Annotated in this window: 13 protein-coding genes; 3 read left to right on the top strand and 10 right to left on the bottom strand. The window is 67.3% G+C overall.

Features of this window, described 5'->3' with window-relative positions; translation table 11 throughout:
* Positions 1 to 11 precede the first annotated feature (11 nt).
* The 4 genes from drmB to IE97_RS0119055 are packed head-to-tail and all read right to left on the bottom strand — an operon-like array spanning position 12 to position 11,822.
* Positions 12 to 1,877 (bottom strand): DUF1998 domain-containing protein, encoded by a 1,866-nt coding sequence (drmB, locus tag IE97_RS0119070; protein WP_030241553.1) that lies wholly within the window; start codon positions 1,875 to 1,877, stop codon positions 12 to 14.
* A complete protein-coding gene (locus IE97_RS0119065) occupies positions 1,874 to 5,119 on the bottom strand; it encodes a helicase-related protein (RefSeq protein WP_030241550.1) in 3,246 nt (1,081 codons plus the stop codon). The genes drmB and IE97_RS0119065 overlap by 4 nt, the downstream gene beginning before the upstream one ends.
* The gene (locus IE97_RS0119060) at positions 5,116 to 7,029 is read right to left on the bottom strand and encodes a UvrD-helicase domain-containing protein (RefSeq protein ID WP_030241548.1); all 1,914 of its coding nucleotides are present in this window, start codon (positions 7,027 to 7,029) and stop codon (positions 5,116 to 5,118) included. The genes IE97_RS0119065 and IE97_RS0119060 overlap by 4 nt, the downstream gene beginning before the upstream one ends.
* Positions 7,026 to 11,822: a DEAD/DEAH box helicase gene (locus IE97_RS0119055; RefSeq protein WP_051705037.1), complete on the bottom strand. Its 4,797-nt coding sequence runs from the start codon at positions 11,820 to 11,822 to the stop codon at positions 7,026 to 7,028. The genes IE97_RS0119060 and IE97_RS0119055 overlap by 4 nt, the downstream gene beginning before the upstream one ends.
* A gap of 558 nt (positions 11,823 to 12,380) precedes the next feature.
* Between IE97_RS0119055 and IE97_RS0119050 the strand changes: the two genes are divergently transcribed.
* From IE97_RS0119050 to IE97_RS0119040, 3 genes are read left to right on the top strand one after another with little or no spacing between them, the layout of a single operon-like run.
* Entirely contained in the window at positions 12,381 to 14,510 is a 2,130-nt protein-coding gene (locus IE97_RS0119050; protein WP_030241543.1) for a helix-turn-helix transcriptional regulator, read from the top strand.
* Positions 14,507 to 15,499 carry a hypothetical protein gene (locus IE97_RS0119045; protein ID WP_030241541.1) on the top strand — a complete coding sequence of 331 codons (993 nt, stop codon included), beginning with the start codon at positions 14,507 to 14,509 and terminating at the stop codon, positions 15,497 to 15,499. The genes IE97_RS0119050 and IE97_RS0119045 overlap by 4 nt, the downstream gene beginning before the upstream one ends.
* On the top strand, positions 15,496 to 16,377 hold the full coding sequence (locus tag IE97_RS0119040; protein WP_030241536.1) for a DUF6339 family protein: 882 nt from the start codon (positions 15,496 to 15,498) through the stop codon (positions 16,375 to 16,377). Before IE97_RS0119045 ends, IE97_RS0119040 begins: the two co-directional genes overlap by 4 nt.
* A gap of 843 nt (positions 16,378 to 17,220) precedes the next feature.
* Here the strand turns inward: IE97_RS0119040 and IE97_RS0119035 are convergent.
* The 6 genes from IE97_RS0119035 to IE97_RS0119010 all read right to left on the bottom strand — a co-directional run bounded on the left by IE97_RS0119035 (position 17,221) and on the right by IE97_RS0119010 (position 22,234).
* Complete coding sequence (locus IE97_RS0119035) at positions 17,221 to 18,450, bottom strand: DNA cytosine methyltransferase (RefSeq protein WP_078603296.1); 1,230 nt, start codon at positions 18,448 to 18,450, stop codon at positions 17,221 to 17,223.
* A 98-nt stretch (positions 18,451 to 18,548) separates the two neighbouring features.
* Entirely contained in the window at positions 18,549 to 19,520 is a 972-nt protein-coding gene (locus tag IE97_RS0119030; RefSeq protein ID WP_030241528.1) for a DNA cytosine methyltransferase, read from the bottom strand.
* Positions 19,517 to 19,918 (bottom strand): very short patch repair endonuclease, encoded by a 402-nt coding sequence (locus IE97_RS0119025; RefSeq protein ID WP_051705036.1) that lies wholly within the window; start codon positions 19,916 to 19,918, stop codon positions 19,517 to 19,519. Before IE97_RS0119025 ends, IE97_RS0119030 begins: the two co-directional genes overlap by 4 nt.
* Before the next feature lie 457 nt (positions 19,919 to 20,375).
* Positions 20,376 to 20,834 (bottom strand): DUF3592 domain-containing protein, encoded by a 459-nt coding sequence (locus IE97_RS0119020; RefSeq protein WP_030241521.1) that lies wholly within the window; start codon positions 20,832 to 20,834, stop codon positions 20,376 to 20,378.
* A 115-nt stretch (positions 20,835 to 20,949) separates the two neighbouring features.
* Positions 20,950 to 21,150 carry a DUF5988 family protein gene (locus tag IE97_RS0119015; protein ID WP_030241518.1) on the bottom strand — a complete coding sequence of 67 codons (201 nt, stop codon included), beginning with the start codon at positions 21,148 to 21,150 and terminating at the stop codon, positions 20,950 to 20,952.
* A 61-nt stretch (positions 21,151 to 21,211) separates the two neighbouring features.
* Positions 21,212 to 22,234, bottom strand: a complete 1,023-nt coding sequence (locus tag IE97_RS0119010; protein ID WP_030241514.1) for an SEC-C domain-containing protein — start codon at positions 22,232 to 22,234, stop codon at positions 21,212 to 21,214.
* Positions 22,235 to 22,262 lie beyond the last annotated feature (28 nt).

Genomic DNA, 22,262 nt, shown 5'->3' with positions numbered 1-22,262 from the left:
ACGGTCGGATGTCAGTGGAACAGGATGTGGGCGAAGAAGCCCAGGCGAGGGTCGTCCGGGGTGCCCACCAGCAGCGCGCGATCCAGCAGGATGTTGTTGTGTTCGCAGCTCGTCTCGGGGAGCATCGCGCAGGCGTGACAGGCGGCCATGTTCGCGCCGCCGGCCCCGGAGATCCCTGCCTCGATGCACAGCGGGTCGGCCGAGCACCAAGCGGCTCGCTGCAGCGCCGAGGTCAGGGCCTGCGCGAGTCGATCGGGCTCCCCTTGGGCTACAAGACCGCCGAGGCTCCCAGCGGAGTCGCTCGTCGCGGTATAGACGAGGATGCCGGCCATCGAGTCGCCTGCGTACAGCCTTTCGCGGAGGGCGCCGGCGGGGTAACCGGCATCCAGACTCCACTCGTTGACGAGGATGTGTGCCAGGGTGTGCAGCAGCACCATCCGAGGCTCGGCAGGGGAGGAGGGTGCCTCAGCTGGGTCAGCGGCACGTTCCCGCAGAAGCCGCTCATGGTTGGTGCGTATCCGTTCCACGCGCGTTGCCACGTTCACCGCACGCGCCCAGTCGTCGAGCCGTTCGCTGTCAACGCGTATGAAGACGCCTTCGCCGTGAACCTCCATCGCCGGCAGCCAGTTGGTGCGCCTCAGCGACAACGGGGCCTCGTGCCTCTCCGTGGCCGACTCGGCGTCGACGAGCCGGGTGAACGCCTTCAGGGCTCGAACCTCACGCAGCCGCTTGACCAGCATCGACTGCTGCACTGCGTACGGAGCGAGGGACTCCAGGTTCGTGCGCGGGGGCTCGCAGATGAACTGTTCCTCGCGTCCCTTGTCCGCCAGGGTGTTGCCCGCGCAGAGGTATTCGTACTCCTGGTGGCGCAGTGTCTGGTAGTGGCTTGTAGGCCGGGAGGTCGCGTCGCCCTCCTGCTCGGGCTCGCCTTGCCGCTTCGCCTCCAGCAGCTCCAGCACAGCGTCGACGGAGACCGAGTCGTCTCCGCGAAATGCGCCTTTGAGGTAGATCTCGATCTCCATGCGGGAGGAGTAGGAGAGGAGTGCCTCCCAATGCTCGGCCAGCTTGTCCGCGAGGCCGTCGCTCCATGGAGGGATCGACAGGGCAGAGCGCAGCACCGGCTGCCACACCGACGACGAACCGCGCTGCAGGGTGCGCGGGGTTTCGGTGCAATGCTCGACGGGAGCGTCCTTGAGCCAGGGCCGCGTGCCCTCGCAGCGCACGCCGAGTTCACTGAACGCGGCACGCCGGAAGGCACCTTCCATGGACCTGTCCGGGACCCCGCAGGAGCAGGACAGAACGATGGCCCGCAGCGAGGTGCTCTGTCCGGAGAACTGCAGACTCATCTGGCCTCCACAGAAACCAGAGGCGCCACCCTCTCGGTTCTTGCGGTGCAGCCATTTCCAGTACGGGAAGTCGTCGAGGTGGCCCTTTTCGCAGGCGACGACGAAACGAGACGGCACGAGCGGCTCATCGTCACACTGCTCACACACGTTCTTCCCGGCCGGAGAGTTGAATGCGGCGACGTGTTGCAGGGCATGGCAGCCCGGGCAGTAATGCCACAGTGGGAAGCGGCGGACCCGCACGCCGTCCTTGCTCGTGTCGTCCGAGCTCGGTGGCAGCCGGAAGTAGTCGACTCCCAGCAGTTCTGACAGGCGCTCCTCGTGGATGATCGGGGCCTCGTCGAGTGACCAGCTCGCGTGTGCGTCGTCAAGACCGGACACAATGAACGACTCGCCGTCCACGGCGATCAGCGACCCGACCCCGTACGTCGTGATCATCTGGGAGCGTCGGACGGAGCCGCGGCGCGGGTAGTTGATACGCGGCGCAGACGGGACGCCGGGGGTGCGGCGACGGCGCGCGGGCGGCGGGGTCATCGGGTTGCCTCCAGGAAAAGGGCGGACTCGGCATCCACATCGCGCAGACTCCACAGGGTCGGCCAGGATCCCGTGTCCTCGGACTCGTCGTCGTACGACTTGAGCAGGGCGGGTGTGCGGTCTCCGCGCACCGGTGCGTACAGCAGCCCGCCGTAAGTGTCGGCTGCTCTGCCCCACCAGTCGACGAACTCGTCGAACGCGTCGGCGGTCGCCTGTGTCTCCTCCGGCGCGATCTGCGAGACGCGGCTGGTCAGCAGCGGTCTGATCTCCGCTTTCAGTCGGTCTTCGAAGGCACGGATGCGGCCGGCGGCGTCGTTCTCGCGCGCCTCAGGGATGAGGATGCGGGCCAGTGCCACGACCACCGCGTGCAGACCGCGATCGCGGGAGCGCGCGGAGAACGGAGTCACGGACGTCGACTCCACCTCGCGGTAGAGAGCCGAGTGGAAGTGCTGGAAGTTCTCGTAGTGCGAGCGGTCCCGGGAACGCGCGGAGTTGAGCATCACGGCCACCAGGCCGGGGTGGGCGCGTCCGACACGACTGGTCGCCTGGATGTACTCGGCGGTCGTCTGTGGCTGGCCCGCGAGCGCCATCAGGCCGAGCCGGTTGACATCCACGCCCACGGCGATCATGTTCGTCGCGAGCAGTACGTCTCGCACATCGACGTTCGGGTAGCGCTTTTCGATCTCCTTGAGACGCGTGGGGATCAGGCTTGCGTCCACGCGACTCGTCAGCTCCGAGTATCGGTCGGAACGGCGGATCTCGGTGCCGTCACGGTCGGCCAGGAGTCTGAGATAGTCCTCGACGTCATCGTTGACCTGGAGCTCCGCGCCGGAGAGCACGCGTAGGCTGTTGAAGTAGCCGACGAGGGTCCAGTACGTGTCACGGACCTGGTCGGTGGTGTCGGCACACAGGGCTCCGTGCAGCAGTGCCGCATACGTACGGATCAACAGGGTTGCCTGACTCGCCCCGGGAGCGAGCAGACCGACGTAGCGACGGCTCGCCTTGATCTCGCGGGGGGCCTCTACGGCGAACCACGAGTCACGGGAATCGAGACCTGCGGGCGGGAACTGGCGTACCGCACGGTCGAACAGGCTACGGCCCTGTTCGGCGGCGCGCCGGATGGTCGCCGTGGACGCGATCACCTTCGGCTGGTCGGCAAGCGTGTCGACAGCCGTCTCGTACAGGCCCGTCAAAGTGCCCAACGGACCCGAGATCAGGTGCAGTTCATCCTGCACGATCAGCTCGGGTGCAGGGGTCAGGTCGTCGTCCCGATTGAACAGGGCCGCAGTCTCCTTGCGCCATGGCAGGGAAGCGAACTTGTCCACGGTCGCGATGACCAACGTCGGACGGGCCTTGTACACGGTCTGGTCCACCAAGTGCACCGGAAGGCCCTTGGAAAACGCACAGTCCCGTCCGGGGCAGCGCACGTCCATGCGCTCGCGCATCTCGTCGACTTCGTAGTTGTAGGCGTCGAGCGCGGATCCGCACCATGGGCAGGCGTGCAGCTGGACAGGGTTCTCTGTCTGCAGGTTCCGCTTGGCGCGCAGTTCCTTGATCTTTTTGGCGGCGGTGGTCAGATCGTTGGGCGTCGCCGACTTGCCGACCCACATGCCGATGGAGATGACCTCGTTGCCCAGAGCCTCTGGATCGGACAGGCGTAGTTGCTCCATGGCACAGATCAGCACCGTGGCACGTTCGAACTGCTGCAGCGTGAGCAGGCGCAACGTGTACCGCATCAGTACCGTCACACCGTCACCGTGAGCCTTGTGCCGCAGGCGTCGCAGGAACGTGGTGAACGCGATCAGCCCGAGGTAGGCCTCGGTCTTCCCACCGCCGGTCGGGAACCACAGCAGGTCGGAGATGGCGCGGTCGGGGTGATTCGGGTCGTCTATGCCTGAGAGGCACTGCAGCATGAATGCGATCTGGAAGGGGTACCAGCGCTGGTTGTCCCGGTCGGGTTCGCCCTTGCACCCTTCCTTCACCCAGGCACTGCGCGCCCGTTGCTCCGCCATGGCGCGGTTGGCCAGCCGGAACGCCTTCATCACGTCCGGCTTCTCGCTCAGTAGTCGAATGCCCTCGCGAATCCGGCCGAGCGCCTCTCTGCATGCCTCGAGCTGTTCGATCGCGGCGTCCTCGTACTGAGTACGCGCGAACGCTGCGGCTTCGACGGCCTTCGCGTCGATCCACTGCGCGTAACCGTCGGCCAGCCCGGTCAGCGCCGCGAGCACTTCCGCGTCCGGCCGTGTGGCGAGACCGAGCATGCCGAGGGCGGAGCTGTCGATGTCTCGATTGGAGTCGGTCAGCAGTACCTCGTGCGTCGGTACGAACTCGGTGCGGACCTCGGCGACGGCGGCGCGTTGCCTTATCTCGGTCAGGCCGACCGGTGGCGGGGTCCAGTCCCAGACCGCTGCGCAACCGTGTCCCACTGCAAAGGTGGGGGCGTGTCGGTGCAGCAAGCGGCTCGTGTTCAGCTCCGGGTCCACGGCTGACAGAGCTGCGGGGCGCTCGACGAATGCAGAGGAGCCGTCGGCCGCTCGGACCCGCAAGCCCGTCTGGAAGAGCGCGAATGCGTCCTGGAGCTCTCGTTCCCCGACCGTGTTCGTGTTGACGAGCGTGACGGTGAGAGTAACGCTCCCGGACTCGTGGTTCGGCTTGCGTACCAGGACGTCCAGTTCTACGCCGTCGGCGAGCTGCGGTGCCGGCTTCAGCCGCCCGGGAAGGGTGACGTCCACTCGGGTATGCGGAAGGTCTAGCTCCTTGCGTCGCCAGTGCTCCCGCTGATGGTCGGTCGTCCGGGCTTCGGCACGCTGAGCGGAAATGAGTCGGCCCTCCGCGTCGACCGGCTCGTATCTTGCAGCCCGCGCGGAAATCACGACCTCGGGGCAGATGCCGGGGTCCACAGCGAAGGTCAGGCCCATGGTCGAGGGCTTGCGCTCGCCTGTCGCAGGTGGTTCGAGCCCGTTCTCCTCCTCGTCCGGGCTCTTTCGACCGAGGAGGGGAGCGGCGTCCACTCCGTCCTTCTCGGCGTCGACATCCTCCATCTGCCGCCGGGCCCGTTCGTTCGCAGGCCTCGGGTATAGAACGCCGGTCAGGTAGCGGTTGATCGGGGCGTCCTGTGTGAGCACCTCATGAGGGTCGTCACCGGCCTCGACGTCCGGGCCCAGCAGCTCGCGTCGCAGTCGGGCCACCAACTCCTCGCGGACGCGGTAGTGCTCGACATGTCGACTCTCTTCGTGCGTCATCCCTGTCCCTCCTGTGGCCGCGTGGCGCGCCGGTGCCGACCGATTCCGGTGATCCGAGGGGCCATCCACACCCCGTTCCCGCCAAGCCCTGCGTTGGCGCCGGCTGCGGTGCTGCCCGCGACCGTCTCCAGCATGTCGACCCGCAGGCCGACGATCTGCCTGGGCCAGCTGACGTCCCACGAGCGCGAGATCATCTCGACCGCATACAGGTCCCGACGGAAGCGCTCGGACGCCTCGCCGATGACCCGGTCGCGATGGACCACGTCATACGGGGGACTTTGGCCTGGCCCCGCGGTCAGCGAGTGGCGCAACCGAAGCGCCACCGCGTCACCCGGACGAACCTGCTCGAGCAGGTATGTCTGCGTCTCGACGGCGGCAAGGTCCGCGTTGTAGGAGCCGGGAGGCTGCTCGCGGTGGACGTCTCCCGGCAGGACCTGGATGCCGTAGCGCTCGTGCTTCTTCCAACCACCCAGGTACCAGCGGCCGGTGGGGCGGTGACGCCGTATGCGGGAGGTGTCGGGTCCGGCCACGTGGTACAGGTCCTCGCGGGCCCGCGTCATGGCCACGTAGAGGGCGCGCGCCTCGGCCGGCACATCAAGGTCCTCGTGCGTCCTTCGCAGCTCAGCGATGGACGGGGGAGACAGCAGCAGCACCCGGTCGTACTCCAAACCCTTGGCCCGGTGCACCGTCGAGACGGTCAAACGAGCCGTCTCCGGGTCGCCCAGCTCGTCGGGGAAGCGACCCTCGGCCACCAGGCGCCCCACGGCGGCGACATCGACAAGGCCTCGGCCGGTGCGCCGGGTCGCGGCCCGCAAGGACCGCCAGCATCGCTGCGGTTCCACGCCCGCGGGCAGCGGGATTTCCCCGAGCAGCTCCAGGAACCGTGGCTCCGTGAGCGTCGCCGACTCGGCGCGGCGCAGTAGTTCGGCGACCCAGTACGGCACGGGCCGATCCTGCAGTGAACGCTTCAGCGCGTGCTCCACGCCGTGCTCGTGAAGGAGCTCGGAGACGGCGAGCGCCTGACGGTTGTCGCGGGTCAGGATCGCGCAGGCGCCGGGGTACGCCTTCAACGTCTGCAGCGTGAACTCGTCGGACAGGTCTCCGAGTCCCGGTAGGTCGAGCAGCCGGTCGCGCAGCTCGGCGTGGAGCACCTCGGCCAGAGCCAGTTGGCCGCTCGCGAAGCCGGCCAGGTTCTGCAGCCGGCCGCCGAGGGCGAGGGCGGTGCGCGCCTCGGGGCTCTTTGCACGGAAGTTCTCGGTCAGTTCGAGCTCGACGAGGTCGTCGTAGGACGTCCGCAGCCAGGCGAAGAACCTGTCCGTCTCTCCGGCTCGTTCCGTCGGGTTCTCGATCTGGAAGCCGTAGATGCCCTGGGCCGAGTCGCCGACCACGGTGAACCCGCACGAACGCTGGAAGCGGTCGAGCAGCGTTTCCACCAAGTCCCGACGGTCGCCCACCAGGTCTTGTGCCTCGTCGATCACCACATGCGAGGGAGCGCCGATTTCCCCCGCTTCCACCGCGCCCTTCATGACCGCGTCCGTGGCCGCACGGATGCGGTCGTCGAAGCTGCGGGTCGCCCACTCCTCGTCAGGGTAGGCGGATGCGAGCAACTGGTACGCCCACGAGTCGAAGGTCTGAACGCGCACCCTGCGGGCCCGGTCGCCGTGCCGGGCGATCCGGTCCCGTAACTCACGGACGGCGGCGCGCGAGAAGCTGAGGACGAGGATCTCGCCCGCCTCCAGTGCCTCCTCGGGATCCTCGTGGCCCACCAGGGCGTCGAGGCGCCGTACGACCGTATGGGTCTTGCCGGAGCCTGCCGCCGCGGTGACGAGGAGCCGGGTGTCCCAGGGGAGGTCGACGACGGCCCGCTGCTCTTCGGTGAGCGGAGGGCTGTCACCGTAGGGGTCGGTCACTTGCTGCTCCACAGGTGTTCGAACTGGGTGAAGGCCAGTGCGGTGTCGAAGTTCTGGATGTTGTCCCTGACGTTGAGGATCAGGCAGGTGTCCTTGCCGCCGTTGAGCGGTCCGCGCAGACCCCGCCCGATCATCTGCTGGTACACGTTGGGGCTGTAGACCGGGCGTGCCACGACAACGGCTCGGGTGGCGGGGGCGTCGAACCCCTGGGTGAGGACGCCGTAGTTGGTGAGCACGCGGGTGCGGCCCGCCCGGAAGTCGTCGATCCGTCGGCGGCGGTCGTTGGCCGACGTGGTGGAGTCGACGGCGGAGGCGGTGATCTTCCGGTCGCGGAGCTTCGCCGCGAGGTACTTGGCGTGGTCGACCGAGGTCGCGAACACCAGCACCGGCCAGTCCTCCGGCATGTCGGAGATCTCGTCCAGAATACGGGCATTGCGGTCGTGATCGTCGGCCAGCCGTTGCTCGGCCGCCCTCGACAGGAGGCTCAACTGCTCGGCGCGCTGCTTCTCCTCACGGGTCAGGGTGATCGTGCCGCCCTGCAGGAGGCGGTGTTCGACCTGTGCCAGCATGCCGAGCTTCTGAAGCTCGGCGTACGCGTCGTCGCTCGTGAAGACACCCTTGTCCAGACGCCGGCCACCGAAGCGATTGATCAGGCGGCGGGTCTCATCCTGGTTGGTGTTGCGGAAGGGCGTCGCGGTGAGACCCAGGAGATGGCGGTCGGTACGGGAGGCCGTCAGGCCCAGGTGCGCCAGGATCTCGGTGTAGCGGGGTGTGATGGCGGTGTGCGCCTCGTCGACGATGACGAGGGCGGCGTCCCGCAGCCATGCGTAGGCCTCGGCGGCGAGGCAGTTCGGTTGCTGGAGCTTGGCGTCCGTCGCGACGACCAGCTGCGGCCGGTCGGTGACGGGACCCGCCTCGTTCGTCGACCACAGCCGGTTGATCGCCAGCGGCGTCTCCGCGCCGACCTTCTCCCAGACGAACTTCCAGCTCTGCACCGCCTGCTCGCACAACTCCTCGGTCTGGGCGACCCACAGGATCGGCCCGTCGAGCCGCTCCACCTGCTTCACCCAACGGATCACCGCCTCGGCCGTGACGCGCGTCTTGCCCGCGCCGGTCGGCAGAGACAGCATGCCGCGCTGGGGGACGATGCGGTCCAACATCGTGAAGACGTTGGCGGCCAGCCGCTCCTGGTAGTCGTGCAGACGTGGGAAGTGCCGAGGTCCGTCCACGTCGATACGCGGCTCCAACGGCGGCGCCCTGAACCCGGCGAAGGCGTCAGGGAAGCGGAGGTCCGCCACGAACGCCACTGCCGTGGAGGCGCCCGTGAAAGACGCCGGGGCGTGGCTGGGGTAGAGGTTCTGCAGGTCACGGGTGTGCACTTGCAAGATGCCGTCGCCGTGTGCGTTGAACGCCATCTGCGCGATGCGGTAGCCGTCGGGCTCGGTTCCGCCGTTCTCCGCGCGCTCACCGTCCATCAGACCGGCGGGCAGGCGGTCCCGCAGGGCCTCGGCTCCCAGCAGAAGCAGGAGCTTCGTCACCACGTCGTCTGCCTCACGCACGGCTTTCAGCGCGTTCTTGACCTTCTGGTCCTGCTCCTGACGCTGCTGGGCCTCCAGCACCTGCCGACAACCTGACTCGCCCATGCGCCAGTGCAGTTCCCTGTCCACGGCCATCAGGACCTCAAGAGGCGTGGCCGGCTCAAGCACGAGGATCACGGACCCCTGCAGGCTGCTGTTCAGCGTCTTCGGTTTCATGCCGTTGGGGGTGCGCGTCACCTCTTCGAGTACCTTGCACCGCTGCAGCGTGTACTGGTCCACCTTGGAGCCGTGGAGCTGCCGCAGCGCGGGGTACGCCTCCTTGAGCGGTACCGCCTCACCGGCGCTCTCGTAGCGGGTCTCGCGGCTGATCACATCGGCGTACGGGAGCATCCCCCACTGCTTGACGAGCACCGCGGCATCCTGGGCGGACGCGGTCAGCAGGGCGGGGAGTCGCTCCGCCCGCAGTGCCCGATACTCCTCCTGCGACGAGGCGACGGCGATCTCACCGTCGGGGCGCGTGCCCCACTCGTCGCCGATCCGGCACCGAGTGAGGGTGTCCTCGGGGAAGGACACCTCAAGGCGGGTCAGAAGCACGTAGGTGTTGCCGACGAAGGCGTCGTCCTCGCTGTGCTGGAGCTTGGCCAGGAGCTGGTCCCAAAAAGAGTCCGGTACCTCTTCGACGCTCGCTGGGAGACGAAGCTTCCGGGCCTTCTCGATGCTGATCTGCGCCACCGGCAGCACGTCGCTGTACGCGGCGAGCTGTGGGCCGACCGCCTCGGTGACGCGGCGCAGGCCCTGTGATGTCGGCACGAGGCCGTGCCGCTTGAGCATCCAACGCATCGGCGAGGCCACGGCGCGACGGGTGCCGACCTGTGCCCCCACCTGCAGCGTCCAGTTGTCGACGAGGGCATCCTCGGACAGCACCTTCAGGAAGTTGGCTCGGGCCTGTTCCGAGAGCTGGGGCAGCAGGTGCAGCGGTCCGCCGACCGCTGCGCCCTCCAGCTTGATCTTGGCTAGCGTCGGCCGGGACGCCTGGTCGGGCAGCGTCGCGCAGTAGGCCTTGTGCATTACCTCCCTGTACTGCTCGAACCACGGTTCTTCCTCAGGGCGGTGTCCTCCCGTGGGACGGTCACGCAGCCCTACCTCGCGGAAGAAGGCCATGTCATCGGAGTGGAACCGGGCGTCCACGGCGACCGCTGGGTCCGATTCCGCGGACACGACCGGCCCGGGCAGCAGACAGTCACGCATCAGGTGGAAGCGTCCGTCCGCGGTGCGCACGCACAGAGTCGACAGCGGTACGGGCACCCGCCGGATCACCTCGTGCGACAGCTGGCCGCTGCCTGCATGGTGAAACAGCTCCCAGAACCGAGTCCAGTCCTGAGCGCCGTACGAGGAGAACCCCTGCTCCAGCACGCTGACGAAGCGGCCCCGGACGTCGGCCTCGCGGATGCCGAGCGTGGCGAGGGCGGCGGCGAGCGAGGGGTCGTCGGACAGCAAGCTGTCGACATAGACGAGGGACTCGCGCAGCCCGTCCTGGTCGGTGCGACGGAACACTTTGCCGACGACCGGCGCCACCATGCCCTGCTCCTCGGTCAGCACGATCCGCGCGGTACGGGCCTGATCCGCGTACGGCGAGGCTGACTGGATCATGTCGGCGACGATGCGGACGGCGGTGGCGGACGCCTCGGCGGTGCCGTCGGCGACCAGAGCTTCCAACCACTCCCGGACGGAGGCGCGTTCACGCTTGGCGGCCTTGAGGATGTGCTCCACCTTGCCCGCGCGGAGGTCGGTGGCATCCGCGGACGGGTGCAACCAGTTCGTGGGCCGGCCGCCGTACGAGTTCCAGAGGGTCAACCAGCGGACCAGGGACTTGGTGTCCTTGCCGAGCTGCGGGTGGATGTTCAGGTCGCGCGGCACCTGCAGCCGACCGTCCTGGTCCGGCAGCGACGGCCGGTGGGCGGTGGCTTCCCAGATCCGTTCGGTGAGGTAGCGGTCGGCCCAACTCACGGTCTCCGACTCACGGGGACGTCCGGGAAGGAGCGGAAGGTACGCAGCCGGGTCCTCGGCGGGCGCCAGCTCTGGCAGCGACTCGACCACCAGCCGGGCGGCCACCCGGATCATCTCCTGGTTGAACGGGGACGAGTCCAACAGGTTCTGCCGGTCCTCGTTGGTCTTCCAGGCTCCATTGAGGATTCCGCTGAGCGTCATCTCGTACTTGGTCGGGAAGAACGACCAGAACCTCCCCCGGCCCTTGGGGGAGGACATGAGTCCGGTGGTGGGGTCCTGCTCATACTCGGGCACGGCCCACGAGAGGTCGAGGGAGACACGGTCGTGCAACTCGCCCGCGCTGGAACGGGCGGTGCCCGTCGGCTCGTGGGTGAGAGTGAACACCCGCCATCGGTTGGCCGATGAATGCCGACCGGGGCGCTCCTCACGTACGGCGTGCAGCGTGTGGTCACGTTCGACGGTGAGGGTCCGTCGCACGACGGGGCGGGGACGGCGATCCTCCAGGATCACCTTGGCCACGTGAGGTGAGAAGAGCTGAAAACCGACGGGAAACTCCTCCCGGCTTCCGGCCGACGGCCCTCCGTGCATGTCCTGGCCGAGGCGATCGGCAGCACCGTCGAGCAACGGGAGGCGGACGACGGTGGTGGCCCAGCTAGCGAGTTCGTCGAGTACAGGGTCGGCGGCACGTTCGGCAGCTTCGTCCAAGGGGCGGGCCATGCGTAGCACAGGCGCCTCGAAGTCCTCGCCGAGTCGAGCAGTGACCTCGGGAATGGCGCGGATCTGCGCAGAGGCCCACTCGCGATCGAAGCCGAAGGAGCCAGTGCGACTGAAGAACTGTGGGGCGTCGGTCACGACGAGGACAGATTTGACGCCGACCCCGAAACGTCCGATCTGGCCGCCACGTTTCCGCGACATGCTCATGCGGAGGATCGTCTCAGCCCCTTCAGGGGTAACCGGTGTCCCCTCGTTCGCGCAATAGAGATGTGTGTCCGTGAGAACGACGTGGGTGGTGCCGCCCGGCTCGGCCGCGATTTCGTCGGCGGCGTTCTGGACGAGTTCGAAGAGCTGACGGTCGCCGTATCCGCCCTGGGTGATCCGTCTTTCTCCGTTCGCGTGTTCAGGGATCAGACCTGGATCGACGGCGTACGTCTTGAGAACGCGAGAGGACTGATCGAGAACGGTTTTGAGCACAGGGGTCAGTTCGGGAGACACGGGACTCCGATCGTGGAGCGGCGACCTGAGGCGCATGACGAGGTACGAGGACCGCTTCGGCCGAGCAAGTGCCGATGTCGTGTCCTGCCACATACCGTGACGCATGCGGGTGATGACACGGACGCGGCTGCAGTGACGATGGTTCCCGTCCGGACTGTCCCTGCGCGGAATAACCGATGAGTGCTGCTGTCCAATGCGGCCTACACTTTCGGAGCGGTGAGCGAGAACGTCGCCCGGGGGAGCCGGGTGAGAGAATCGGGCACTGTTGCCTGCGATGCCGTCGCGAAGGCCCGACGAGAAAAGACGGCACACTTCACCAGGGCGTCGGAAAGGCGTTTCTTCCGAGGCGGGTGGGGCCGCTGAACGGGACGCTACTCGGCTGGGCTGAGACCACGCAAGGGGGTTCGAAGAACGGATTCTCCAGGAGCCAATGCGGGCAAATCGGGAGGAAGTTGATAAACAGTCCTCCGGTCATGCTTCGACCTCCCTCATCCTCGTCAAAGATCGTTTGACATGCAGAGTTCTGTCAAAGGCGCGGGTATGGTGTGGTGAGTTGTCCGACCCAGTGGAGCAACACCCGAGGGCAGGTGACCCGTGGAAGCAGGCGAGGACTTCGGTCCATGGCTGGCGCGGCAGTTGAAGCTCGCCGACATGACGCAGACTGAGCTGGCACAGGCAGTGGAAGTGACGCGTGCTGCTGTCTCGGCGTGGATCACCGGACGGGCGACCCCACGCCCCGAGACGATCGAACGTATCGCTCGGGCCTTGAACACCGACCTTGCCACGGTGCACACCCGCACCACAGACACCCAGGCCGGCCTCCCCGTGAGCTGGTATCACCGGCCCGGACACGCCGACGGTGGACGGGAGTTGGGCAATGCTGCCGCGTTCGCATTCGACGCCGATGTGTCCGTGCTGGCGCGGGAGACCTGCCAGAACAGTCTCGACGAGAGGCTCACGGTCAACGGGCAGCCTGTGCGGGTGCGTTACACCCTGCACGAGCTGACAGGGGAGACGCTCGCCCGGTTCCGCGAGGCCATCCAGTGGGACGACCTCTACCCGCACTACGAGGTGGTGCGCGCGCAGGACCAGAAGGTCGGCCGGGTCATCGACGCGGGCCTACGCGACATGTACGAGCACGACCGTCTCGTCCTGTTGCGGGTGGACGACTACAACGCGGCGGGGCTCACGGGTGACGACTACGACGACGGCCGCTTCGCGGCGGTCGTGAGGCGGCAGCTCGACAGTCACAAGTCCGGCAGCTCCGCGGGCGGTTCGTACGGTCTGGGCAAGGCCACCCTGTGGGCGACCAGCCGGCTCGGGCTCGTGCTCATCAACTCCACGCTGTCCGAACCGCACGAGGGGCGGACCGAACGCCGTCTCATCGGGCGCCTGGACCTGCCTTGGCGTCAGGTGAACGGTGAAGTGTGCGCGGGGCCGGCGTGGTTGGGGCGGCCCGATCCGGATTCGCCGGGAGCCAAAGTGGCACGGTCCTGGTGGGCGGACGAGGAGACCGTTGAGATCCTTCACCTGGCGCGGGAGAGTGGTGAGCCGGGAACGTCCTTCCTGATCATCGGGGCCCACGACGTGGCGAGCCTGGCCGACGACAGCTCCGCACCAGAAGGCAACGAGACTGAGGACGACGACAGCATCCAGCGGATGCATCGCAGGCTCGTACGGGCCTTGGGCAAGAACTTCTGGGCCGCGATGACGGGCGGGGGCGGCCGGTTGCCGCTCCTGGAGGCATCCGTGCGCACTCTGCGCAATGGCGCTGATGTCATTCCTGAGCAGCGCGTGGACCCCAGTGTTACGCAGCCTTCCCGCACCCGTGCCTTGAAAGCGTTCCTGGGCGGTACGACCGTGGAACAGCTCACGGAGGCCGGTCAGGTCGCCATGACAACCGTGCCCCTCAACCTGCCCCTCCGCGGGGGCGGGCGGACCTCTCAGGGGGAACATCGCGCGGTTCTCCTGGTGACCGACGCGGAGGACGCCGACGGCAAACCCAATCGCGTCGTGGCGATGCGTGGCAACCGTATGACGGTGCGGGACACCGCAGTCCCCGGGCTGCCCCTGTCCGTCAATCCCTTCCAGGCTGTTCTGCTGGCCGGTGAAGCAGCAGGTTCGCAGGCTCCGTTTGCCGCCGAGGCAGAGGAGTTCCTACGTGCTGCCGAGCCCCCGGAGCACAACAAGTGGGGCCAGACGGAGGAACTGACGCTCACCTACTCCTCCTCGGCGTACCGCCGGATCAACGCCCTGACTCGGGAAACCAATGCGGCGATCAAGACACTGGTGGCCCGCCCCAAGAAGGGACCCAAGCCGGGTGGAGGGCGCCTGGCCAGGACCCTGACTGTCGGTGCGACGAAGAAGCGAAAGCGGCTGTCGGCGGCGACCATGCCTGTGTTGGAGGAGCTGGACGCCCAGGTGCTCGACGACAACGCCTGGCAGGTGACCGGCGAGATCAGGATTCCTGCCGGCGGCCATGACTGGCACCTCGTCCCGGTGGCCAAGTTCGACGTACGCTCCGGTCCGCGTCCCACCGTCGCGTGGGCTGAACTCGTCGGGGTGGACAACTGCCAGGTAGTGGACGGCACTCTGCGTTTCTCCGACGGGGCGCGCTCAGCGACGTTCCGCGGCGTGACAGATCCCTCTACCCATGCCGTCAGGACGAGCCTGAGCGGACTCGTGGTGGAACTGCGCACCGGTGAAGGGGAGTCGCTGTCATGAAGATGTTCCCGTACCCCCGCCTGCGCGGCACCGTCTCGCTGCGGGTGGACGCGGCGAAAGTCAAAGCGCCGGAGCAGCCTCGCGAGCAGCTCGATTCCCGTGCGCGTTCCGTGGTCGAACGTGTCGTCGCGCTCGGCCAGGCGGAGACAGAAGACTGGGAGACGGCCACGCTGACCGTTTCGGCGACGATCCCCTCCAAGGCCACCGAGCCGGGCGGACCGTGGGCCGACGTCGCGGTGGTGGCGTTGGTGACGGACAGGACGACCAACACCCGTATCACGTCTCGGCTTGCCCCTGAGGCGGAGGGGGGCCGTGAATGGCGCGGAGAGCTGCAGCTGCTGCGCTCCGACGTTTTCGATCGAGCCACTCTGACCGTTCAGGTGGTCGCGACGGTGGACGGCGTCCCCGGACGGATCATCGGGGAAGCGTCCGACGACTGGATCGTCGACGTGCAGAGCGACACCCCGACCCGAGAGCAGAGCTTTGACATCAAAGAGGTCGCGTTCACCAGGGGCCCCCGCTGGCTGCAGAACTTCACGGACGCTCCGTGGATCGTGAATGCGTCGGGAGCACTGCCCACCGTCCATATCAACACCGACTTCGAGGGCGTGACGGACATCCTCGCAGCGGAGGGACGCGGATCCGAGGCGCTGGTCAACGAACTGATGGTGTCCCAGATGGCCGCCGACGTGTGGATCGCCGTGTTCCACTCGGCCATCGGTGACTTGGAGATCGAGGACGACGGTACCCCGTTGTTCCCGTACGGCTGGCAGGGCGAGGTGCTGAGGGAGATGCTTCCCGACGTCGTGCCCGACCGAACTCTTGAGGACGCCCTGCGGGAAGTGCACCGCCGGCGAGTGGGCGCGACGGGGTGGACCGAACTGCAGCCGCGTATTCAGTACGCGGCGATGCGGAGGGCCGAGGTGCCCAGGGCGCTCTCGGAGACCGTACGCGGCCTGGAAACGCTCAAGCGTGAGGACGAGGCATGACGGAGAGGCCCGACCACCTGCCCGAGTACCTGGCTCGGCTCGCCGACGAGGAGGCGGTGCGATTCATTACGGACGGACTGCTTGCCGGTAAGGACAACGTCCCTGGCATCGCCCTCAACCAGGCTGCTGAGCGTCTGCCCGAGAGTCCTCGGTGGCGACTGCGCGCTATTCGGGACCTCATTGACGACGTGATGTACATCCACCAGGAGGACAGGCCGACGCAGGCTGACGCCTGGCTCGCGCCGCGGCTGCACGCGATCCTTCGCCTGACGCGTGCCGAAGCCGCGGATTCCGCGCTGTGGAACTACCTGGCTCTCGGTGTCGCCCCCGACTTCGTGGTTTGGCGGCACACTTCCGAGTCGAGGAAAACCGTCAATGGTCAGTACTTCAAAGGCCCTCACTACAAGCAGGCCTTCGCCCGCCTTTGGTGGGTGGCCGAACTGTTCAGGAACGGCCCGGACTATGAACCGGTCGTCACCGCTTGCGGCAACCAGGACATGCTGAACACCGTGCTCAGGCTGGACGTCATCGACCACCGCCCCACAGCCCAGGCGTTGGTTCGGCTGTTGAAACGGCAGGTCGTGCGGACGGGCCGCGATGCGAACGCCCTGGCCAAGGCCGTCAACACGGCAGCCGCGACCCTGATGTACGACGTGATCGCTCCGGACAGGGAACGGGACGCCGGTGCCCAACAGAGATGGATAGACGAGGCGGAAGAGGGCGTCTCCGTGCACCATCGCCCTCTTCCCGTAGGGCCTGCCGAGGAGCGCGCTCCCGAAGACTCTGTCGAGCGACTGACGGACCACTTCGCGGAACTGTTTGCCGACGCACCGGTGCGCGGAAAGGAAGAAAGCGAGGACGAGGTGGAGGGGGGATGATCGTTCTCTCAACGAGCCAGTGCCGAACTGCCGAGTGTTAGTGGCTGGTTGGCCGGTAGCCTTGAAGTCCTTGACCTGATGGTGCGTCAGGGTGACGCATCTCACCGCTTGTTCGTCGGCTACTCACCGGTACCGAGGAGAAACGGTTCGGCTGTCTGGATCAAGGGTTGTAGGGTGTAGCGCAACTCAACTCCCCCTGGCCCCTTTCGTCTCGGCTGGGCACCGAGGCGTCAGCCTTGCCACCAGGCAAGCTGGCAGCAGCCCGGGTAAGGAGTTGAGTGGCGATGGTCAGTAGTCGCAAGGGGGTCAAGAGGAAGCGACGGGATCCAGATTGGTGGATTCCGGTCCTTCTGGCGGTCCTGTCGGCGATTACGGCAGTCGCAGGATGCGTGAGTCAGGTAGCTGCCCGTTAGCGGGTCGGCGCTCGGCCGTAGTGCTCGTCAAGTGAGTACGACCGGCTTCTGGACGGCCGAACCCACCTGACATAGAACGCTCCGAACGTGGCCCGGTGCGGATGGCCGTCCGTGCCGGGCCTTCGTTCTTGCAGCGCGAGCACCTGTTCCTCACGGCAACCTGAGGTGTCGTGAGTGATCTGAGCTTGGATCCTAAGTTTCGCTGACCTGCGGCGCAAGCTGTAAGAGCAGGCCAGCTGCGCAGTTGCAATCGTGAATCCGCAGGTCAGAAGGGTGGCGGCAAGTCGTTCATCAAATTTGCTTTGACATCGACGTGATTGTCAAAAGTGGAGAAGATGCGCCTTCTATGTGGCTCAAGTGATCGAGGCGCGCTCGTTGCCCTACGCCGGCCGGTGCTTCTTGAGGCCGTTATTGCATCGAGGCTGCGTGATCAGATTGCGCCTTCGCGTGAGTGGGGAGGGCGCCAGGTCTTGAGCGCCTCAATGGCCGTATTCTTCTGCTTCTCATCCAGCTTCAGTGCTGTGCACAGCACGTGGACGGCCAAGAGGGGCGGGATCGCGTTGCCGATCTGCTGTGCGACATCAGCGCCCCGCCAGGGGTATTCGGCGGGGAACGTCTGCAGTAGGCCGGCTTCGCGAAGCGTGAAACGGTCCTGTTCCGGCCCCAGTTCAGGCTCGCCGTGCGCGTCGAAGCCCTTGAGGTCGTACACCCTGTTGCGGCGCACCTTCCCGGTGACGGTGGCAGCCGGCTGGTCCGAGGTGCGCAGACCTCGTTTCTTGGGGTCGCCGCCCGATCCGTAATTGGAGCGGACGACGAATTCGGTGGGTCGTGAGTCCTTGAGGATGTCGCCCATGGAGACCCAAGGCTGCTTCGGGGTAGGTGCCGGCGTCTCGAAGGGCAGGCCCTGCTGGCCGCTCGTCGTCGTGCTCTCCTGGGCGGCGGAGTTGCGTTCCGCACCCTTGCGGTAGCGCTGATGCGTCAGAGCTGGGAACTCGATCCCCTGACCTTTTCGTCCTGTGTGTCGAGCGATCAGCACAGCTCGGCGACGCGTCTGAGGCACCCCGTAGTCCTCGGTGTGCAGGATGTGGCAATCCGCGTCATACCCAAGGTCGCGAAGGATGTCGCGGTACTTCCTCCAGACGGGCAGGACGGTGGGTACCTGCTCCAGGACCACTGCTTTGAAGGGATCGGCCTTGAGCTTCTTCTCGACGATCCACCGCAGGGGCTGGAGTACGAGTCCGGTACGTTCGTCGGTCCAGGACAGCTCGTGGGCCTTCTTCTCGACGGTCACCCAGGCTGTCTCCAGCTGTCCGACGGTCTCACTCTCGCCTACGCGCTCGGCCAGGTCCTTCACCTCTTCGAGGGCCTTATGGCCCTCGCGATTGCCCGCCACCGAGTAGGTCTGGCAAGGGGGGCCTCCGGTGAGGATGCTGGCTGATGCGACCTCTGGGTCGAGCGGGTTCACTCTTGCCACGTCCGGCTCACGGGTGGTGAGGAGGTTCGCGGCGTGCCGCGTTGCTCGGGTCGATTCCTCCCACTCCACGCCGATGGTGGGTATACCGAGCACTTCAGCCGCGATGTCCAAGCCCCCCGGCCCCGCGAAAAGATCCACAATATCGGGTTCTGCCTGGTTTGCGTCCGGATGAGGTGCTCGGGTCATGAGGTGAAAGTGTAGCCGGCGTCAGATCATAGGGACCGCTTGAGTCATACGGCCGGTCGCGAGTTCGCTGTTCCTGCTGCGACCTGGCGACTCTTCGCTCAGGAGCGAAGCGCTCGGGCGATGGCCCGGCCGAGCGCCTCGCCCACCGGCGGCGGCGAGGCGTGGCCGATCTGCCGGTACCGGGCCGTTTTCATGCCGGTGATTTCCCAATCATCGGGGAAGCCCTGCAGTATGGCCGTCTGGTCCACGGTGAGTCGCACCATGCCGACTCTGCCCTGCTCCGGTGCCCACACGAAGTCAGGCCCTGGGGTCTCGTTGGCCAGGGAGTGGGCGTTCACCCCCAGGTTCTCCCACTTCCGTTTTGCTCCAGCAGGCCCCAGGTCGGCGCCGCCCCGGTTCTTCGAACCGCCGACCAGCGTCGGCGCCACGTTGGACGCCTGGGTCGCCCAACGGTCAGCATCCCTCCAGCCGCCTGACCGCATGGAGGGCCCCAAAGCCTTACCGACTGACAGGTGCTGCGTCAGAGTGGGGGGTGGTGGCTGAAAGGACGAGAACCACTGCTTCTTGATCGCGACTAGTACCCCCTGTTTGCGATCCTGCGGCACACCGAAGTCCGCTGCATTGAGGACGAACCAGCTGAACTCGTAGCCCAGATGCTCCAATTCGGCGCGAGCGAACTCGCGGAAATCGTGGAACCGGTCCGAGTGGGCCAAGGTGGGTACGTTCTCCACGAGTAGCGCACGAGGCCCGACCGCGTGTGTGAGGTAAACGGTGGCCTTCAGCAGCCGCTCCTCGTCGCCTGAGTCGGCCCGAGCTGCCGTCGCGTTCGACTTCACTCGGGGCAGCCCCGCGGACAACAAGTCGACGTCATAGCTCTCCGGGTGCTCGCTCGGGTCGAAGTCCAAGAGGTCTGCCTGAAGAACGTTCCATTGCGGTCGGTTGGCCCGTAGGGTCCGGCAGGCATCGGTGTCCTCGTCGAGCAACAGCCGCGGCTCGAAGCCGGCCCGCTCCAGTCCGAGCGCGAGCCCGCCAGCTCCTGAGCACACGTCGACGAAGGTCAGCCCCCTCATCGATTCCTCCCCCCTAGCCGTTCTGCCCTTCGCCGCGATACGGCTGCGATGACGCGCAGTGCCACGTCCTCCGGCGCTTCATGCTCCCAGAACCGGAGCACTTCCCACCCGGCCGCCATGAGGTGATTGGTCGTCTCCACGTCACGCGTCATGTTGCGGTCCAGCTTCTGCCGCCACCACTCTGCGTTCGACTTCGGCTGCGTCGCGTGTTCCGGGCAGCCGTGCCAGAAGCAACCGTCGATGAGGACCGCGAGCCTGGCCCGGGGAAACGCCACGTCGATACGCCGCCGGGGCATGCCCGGCACGGGGTACTCGACGCGATAACGCAACCCGGCCGCGTGCAGCAGCCGTCGCACGGCCAGTTCGACAGCCGTGTCCTTGCTCGCCTGCCTGCTCATGCGGGCCGATACGCTGGAGGAGGAAGGCGTCACGCTGTTCACTGTCGTCGAGCCTCACGAACGCATGTCATCACGGTCGATTATCGCCGCTTCCACCGTGGTCGACCGATCGACGGAACCGAACCGAGGGACGCACTGAGCCCTGGACGGCGGGGCGACGAAGGCGATACCCATTACGAGGCCACGCGGATCGACCGAACCGTCGGACGCGATCCGGGGTTCGGATTCCATCACGGGATGTACCCGCGCGCCAACCGGATCGGTTGGGTAGGTGCGACGCCGGTCGGTCTCCTGGATGGCGTTCATCGGCACCGTCGAGAAGCGAGCGGGCGGCCGGGGCGCAAGTAGGGAGCGCCACTGGCTGTCCAGTCACCCGGCGTGGGCGAACGTGTCAGCAGCTCGGTCACGCCCGGTCGGTTCGGCGGCGGGCCGCCGACGGGGCGAGGCGTCCGGGGCGTCACCAGAACGCGCCCGCTCCCATCCCCATCCCGAGCAGCACGCAAGAGACCCCCCAAGCCAGATGCGCCCCCGCCGAGTACGACACGTTTGCCGGCCTTCCGTCCTTCTGGTGTACGACCACCACCCGGCGTGGGTCCCTCGGATCGTAGCGGAGGACGACCGGGACTCCGGCGTGGAGAGGGTGCTGCTCGTGATTGAGGGGGGTGCGGCGGTACGTCTGGTCGGTGGGGGCGTTGGGGCGGTCGACCGGTGGGGCTTTGTAGCGGACCTGGGGCGGGTGGAAGGTGGGGCCCTCTCGGCGAGGGCCTCGGGCCACCTCGCCCCTGGTGCGGATGCCCCGGGCGCCGAGGCGGGAGAGGGCTCGGCGCTGGCGTTGGGCTATGCGTAGGTTCCAGATGCCGAAGGCCGTCATGGCGGCGGCCATGATGAATGTGATCGTGAGCCAGGGCTGGTCCATGTGGCGCTCCCCCCGGAGCCGACGTCAGTCGTCTGTCGTCCGGGAAGACGGGGGTCGTGTCGTGGCAGTTCCGTGGGGCCGGCTCTCGGGCCGGCCCGGGTCGGCACCACCCCGGCTACTCCGCCACCTCCGTCCGTTCCCACCACCGGTACACCGTCGCCGAGCCCTGCTCGGTGTCCTCGTGGCGCGTCGTGACCTTGTAGTGCTCGTAGCCGCCTCGGTGGGGGATCTTGAGCTCTTGGCCGGGCGGGGTGACCGGGACGACCTTGCCTGCCAGGTCGTCCGGTCCGCCGTCCAGGAGTGCTTTCGTGGTCATACGTCCAGTTTTGCTGTGCGGGTGGCCGGCGCATCTCGGGGACCGTGATCGCCGGTCCCGTTCAGGCCGCGGCCGGGCCGCCGTGGCACTGGCCGTAGGGCCGGCCGGAGCCGCACCAGCAGGCGGATGCCTGCTGCGGCGGCCAGGCCGCCGCGCGCCCCCGGGCCGCCAGGGTCGTCGCGTACTGGGGGAGCAGGGTGGGGTCGGACGGGGAGGAGAGCTCCGATGCGGCGAAGGCCTCGTAGGACGGGACCGTGCCCGTGACGATGCCCAGGTTGGGGGTGCCGGAGGCGGAGAGCTCGCGCAGGGACTGCTCTATCGAGGCCAGGTGAGCCTCGTGGGAGGGGTACTCCGAGGTCAGGGTCGGGTACGCCTCCAGGAGCTCGGTGAGTTCCGACGCCGGCCAGTGGAGGATCGCCACCGGGAAGGGGCGGGAGAGGGCCTCCCGGTAGGCGCCCAGTTCTGCTCGGAGGCGGAGGATCTCCGCCTCCAGTTCCGCCGGGTTCTCCGAGCCGAGGGACCAGACGCGCTTCGGGTCGTGGAGTTCGTCCAGGGAGACGGGGAGGGAGTGGACCGAATCGGCCAGGGCGTCCCACTCGTCGTGGGAGACGCCCAGCATGCGGCGGACCCTGTGGCGGCCGAAGAGGAGGGGGTGGGTCGGCTGCGGGGGCTGCGGTACGTCGGTCAGGAGGTGGCGTACGGCCTCCGTGAAGGTGTCGTGCGCCGCTTCCAGCTCGTCGTGGGACTCCAGGGCCTCGGCGACGATCACCCAGGGGGCCGCGTCCTTGGGGGCCGCCGCCCGGACGCCGTCGATGATCGCTCGGGCCTCGGCCTCGTGGCCGTACTCCCAGAGGTTCGAGGCCTTCAGGGCGCGGACCAGGTGGGGGTTGTCCAGGCCGTCCGACATGGACAGCAGGCGGTCGTAGAGCGCGGTGGCCGCGGGGCGGTCGCCGGAGAGTTCCAGGTGGGCCGCTGCCCGCAGCAGCAGGGCCTCGGCGTCCTCGGGGTACAGGCCGGCGGTCCGCTCCAGGCGTGCCGCCTCGGCGGTGTGGTCGACGGTTTCGGCAGGCGTGTCGGGGCGCATGGGGGACACCGTACTGCCGGGAGGTGGC

The sequence above is a fragment of the Streptomyces sp. NRRL S-455 genome, assembly GCF_000717875.1.
Classification (GTDB): Bacteria; Actinomycetota; Actinomycetes; order Streptomycetales; family Streptomycetaceae; genus Streptomyces.
Note: the sequence above shows the minus strand (reverse complement) of the source record. Positions and strands in the feature narration are given on the sequence as shown.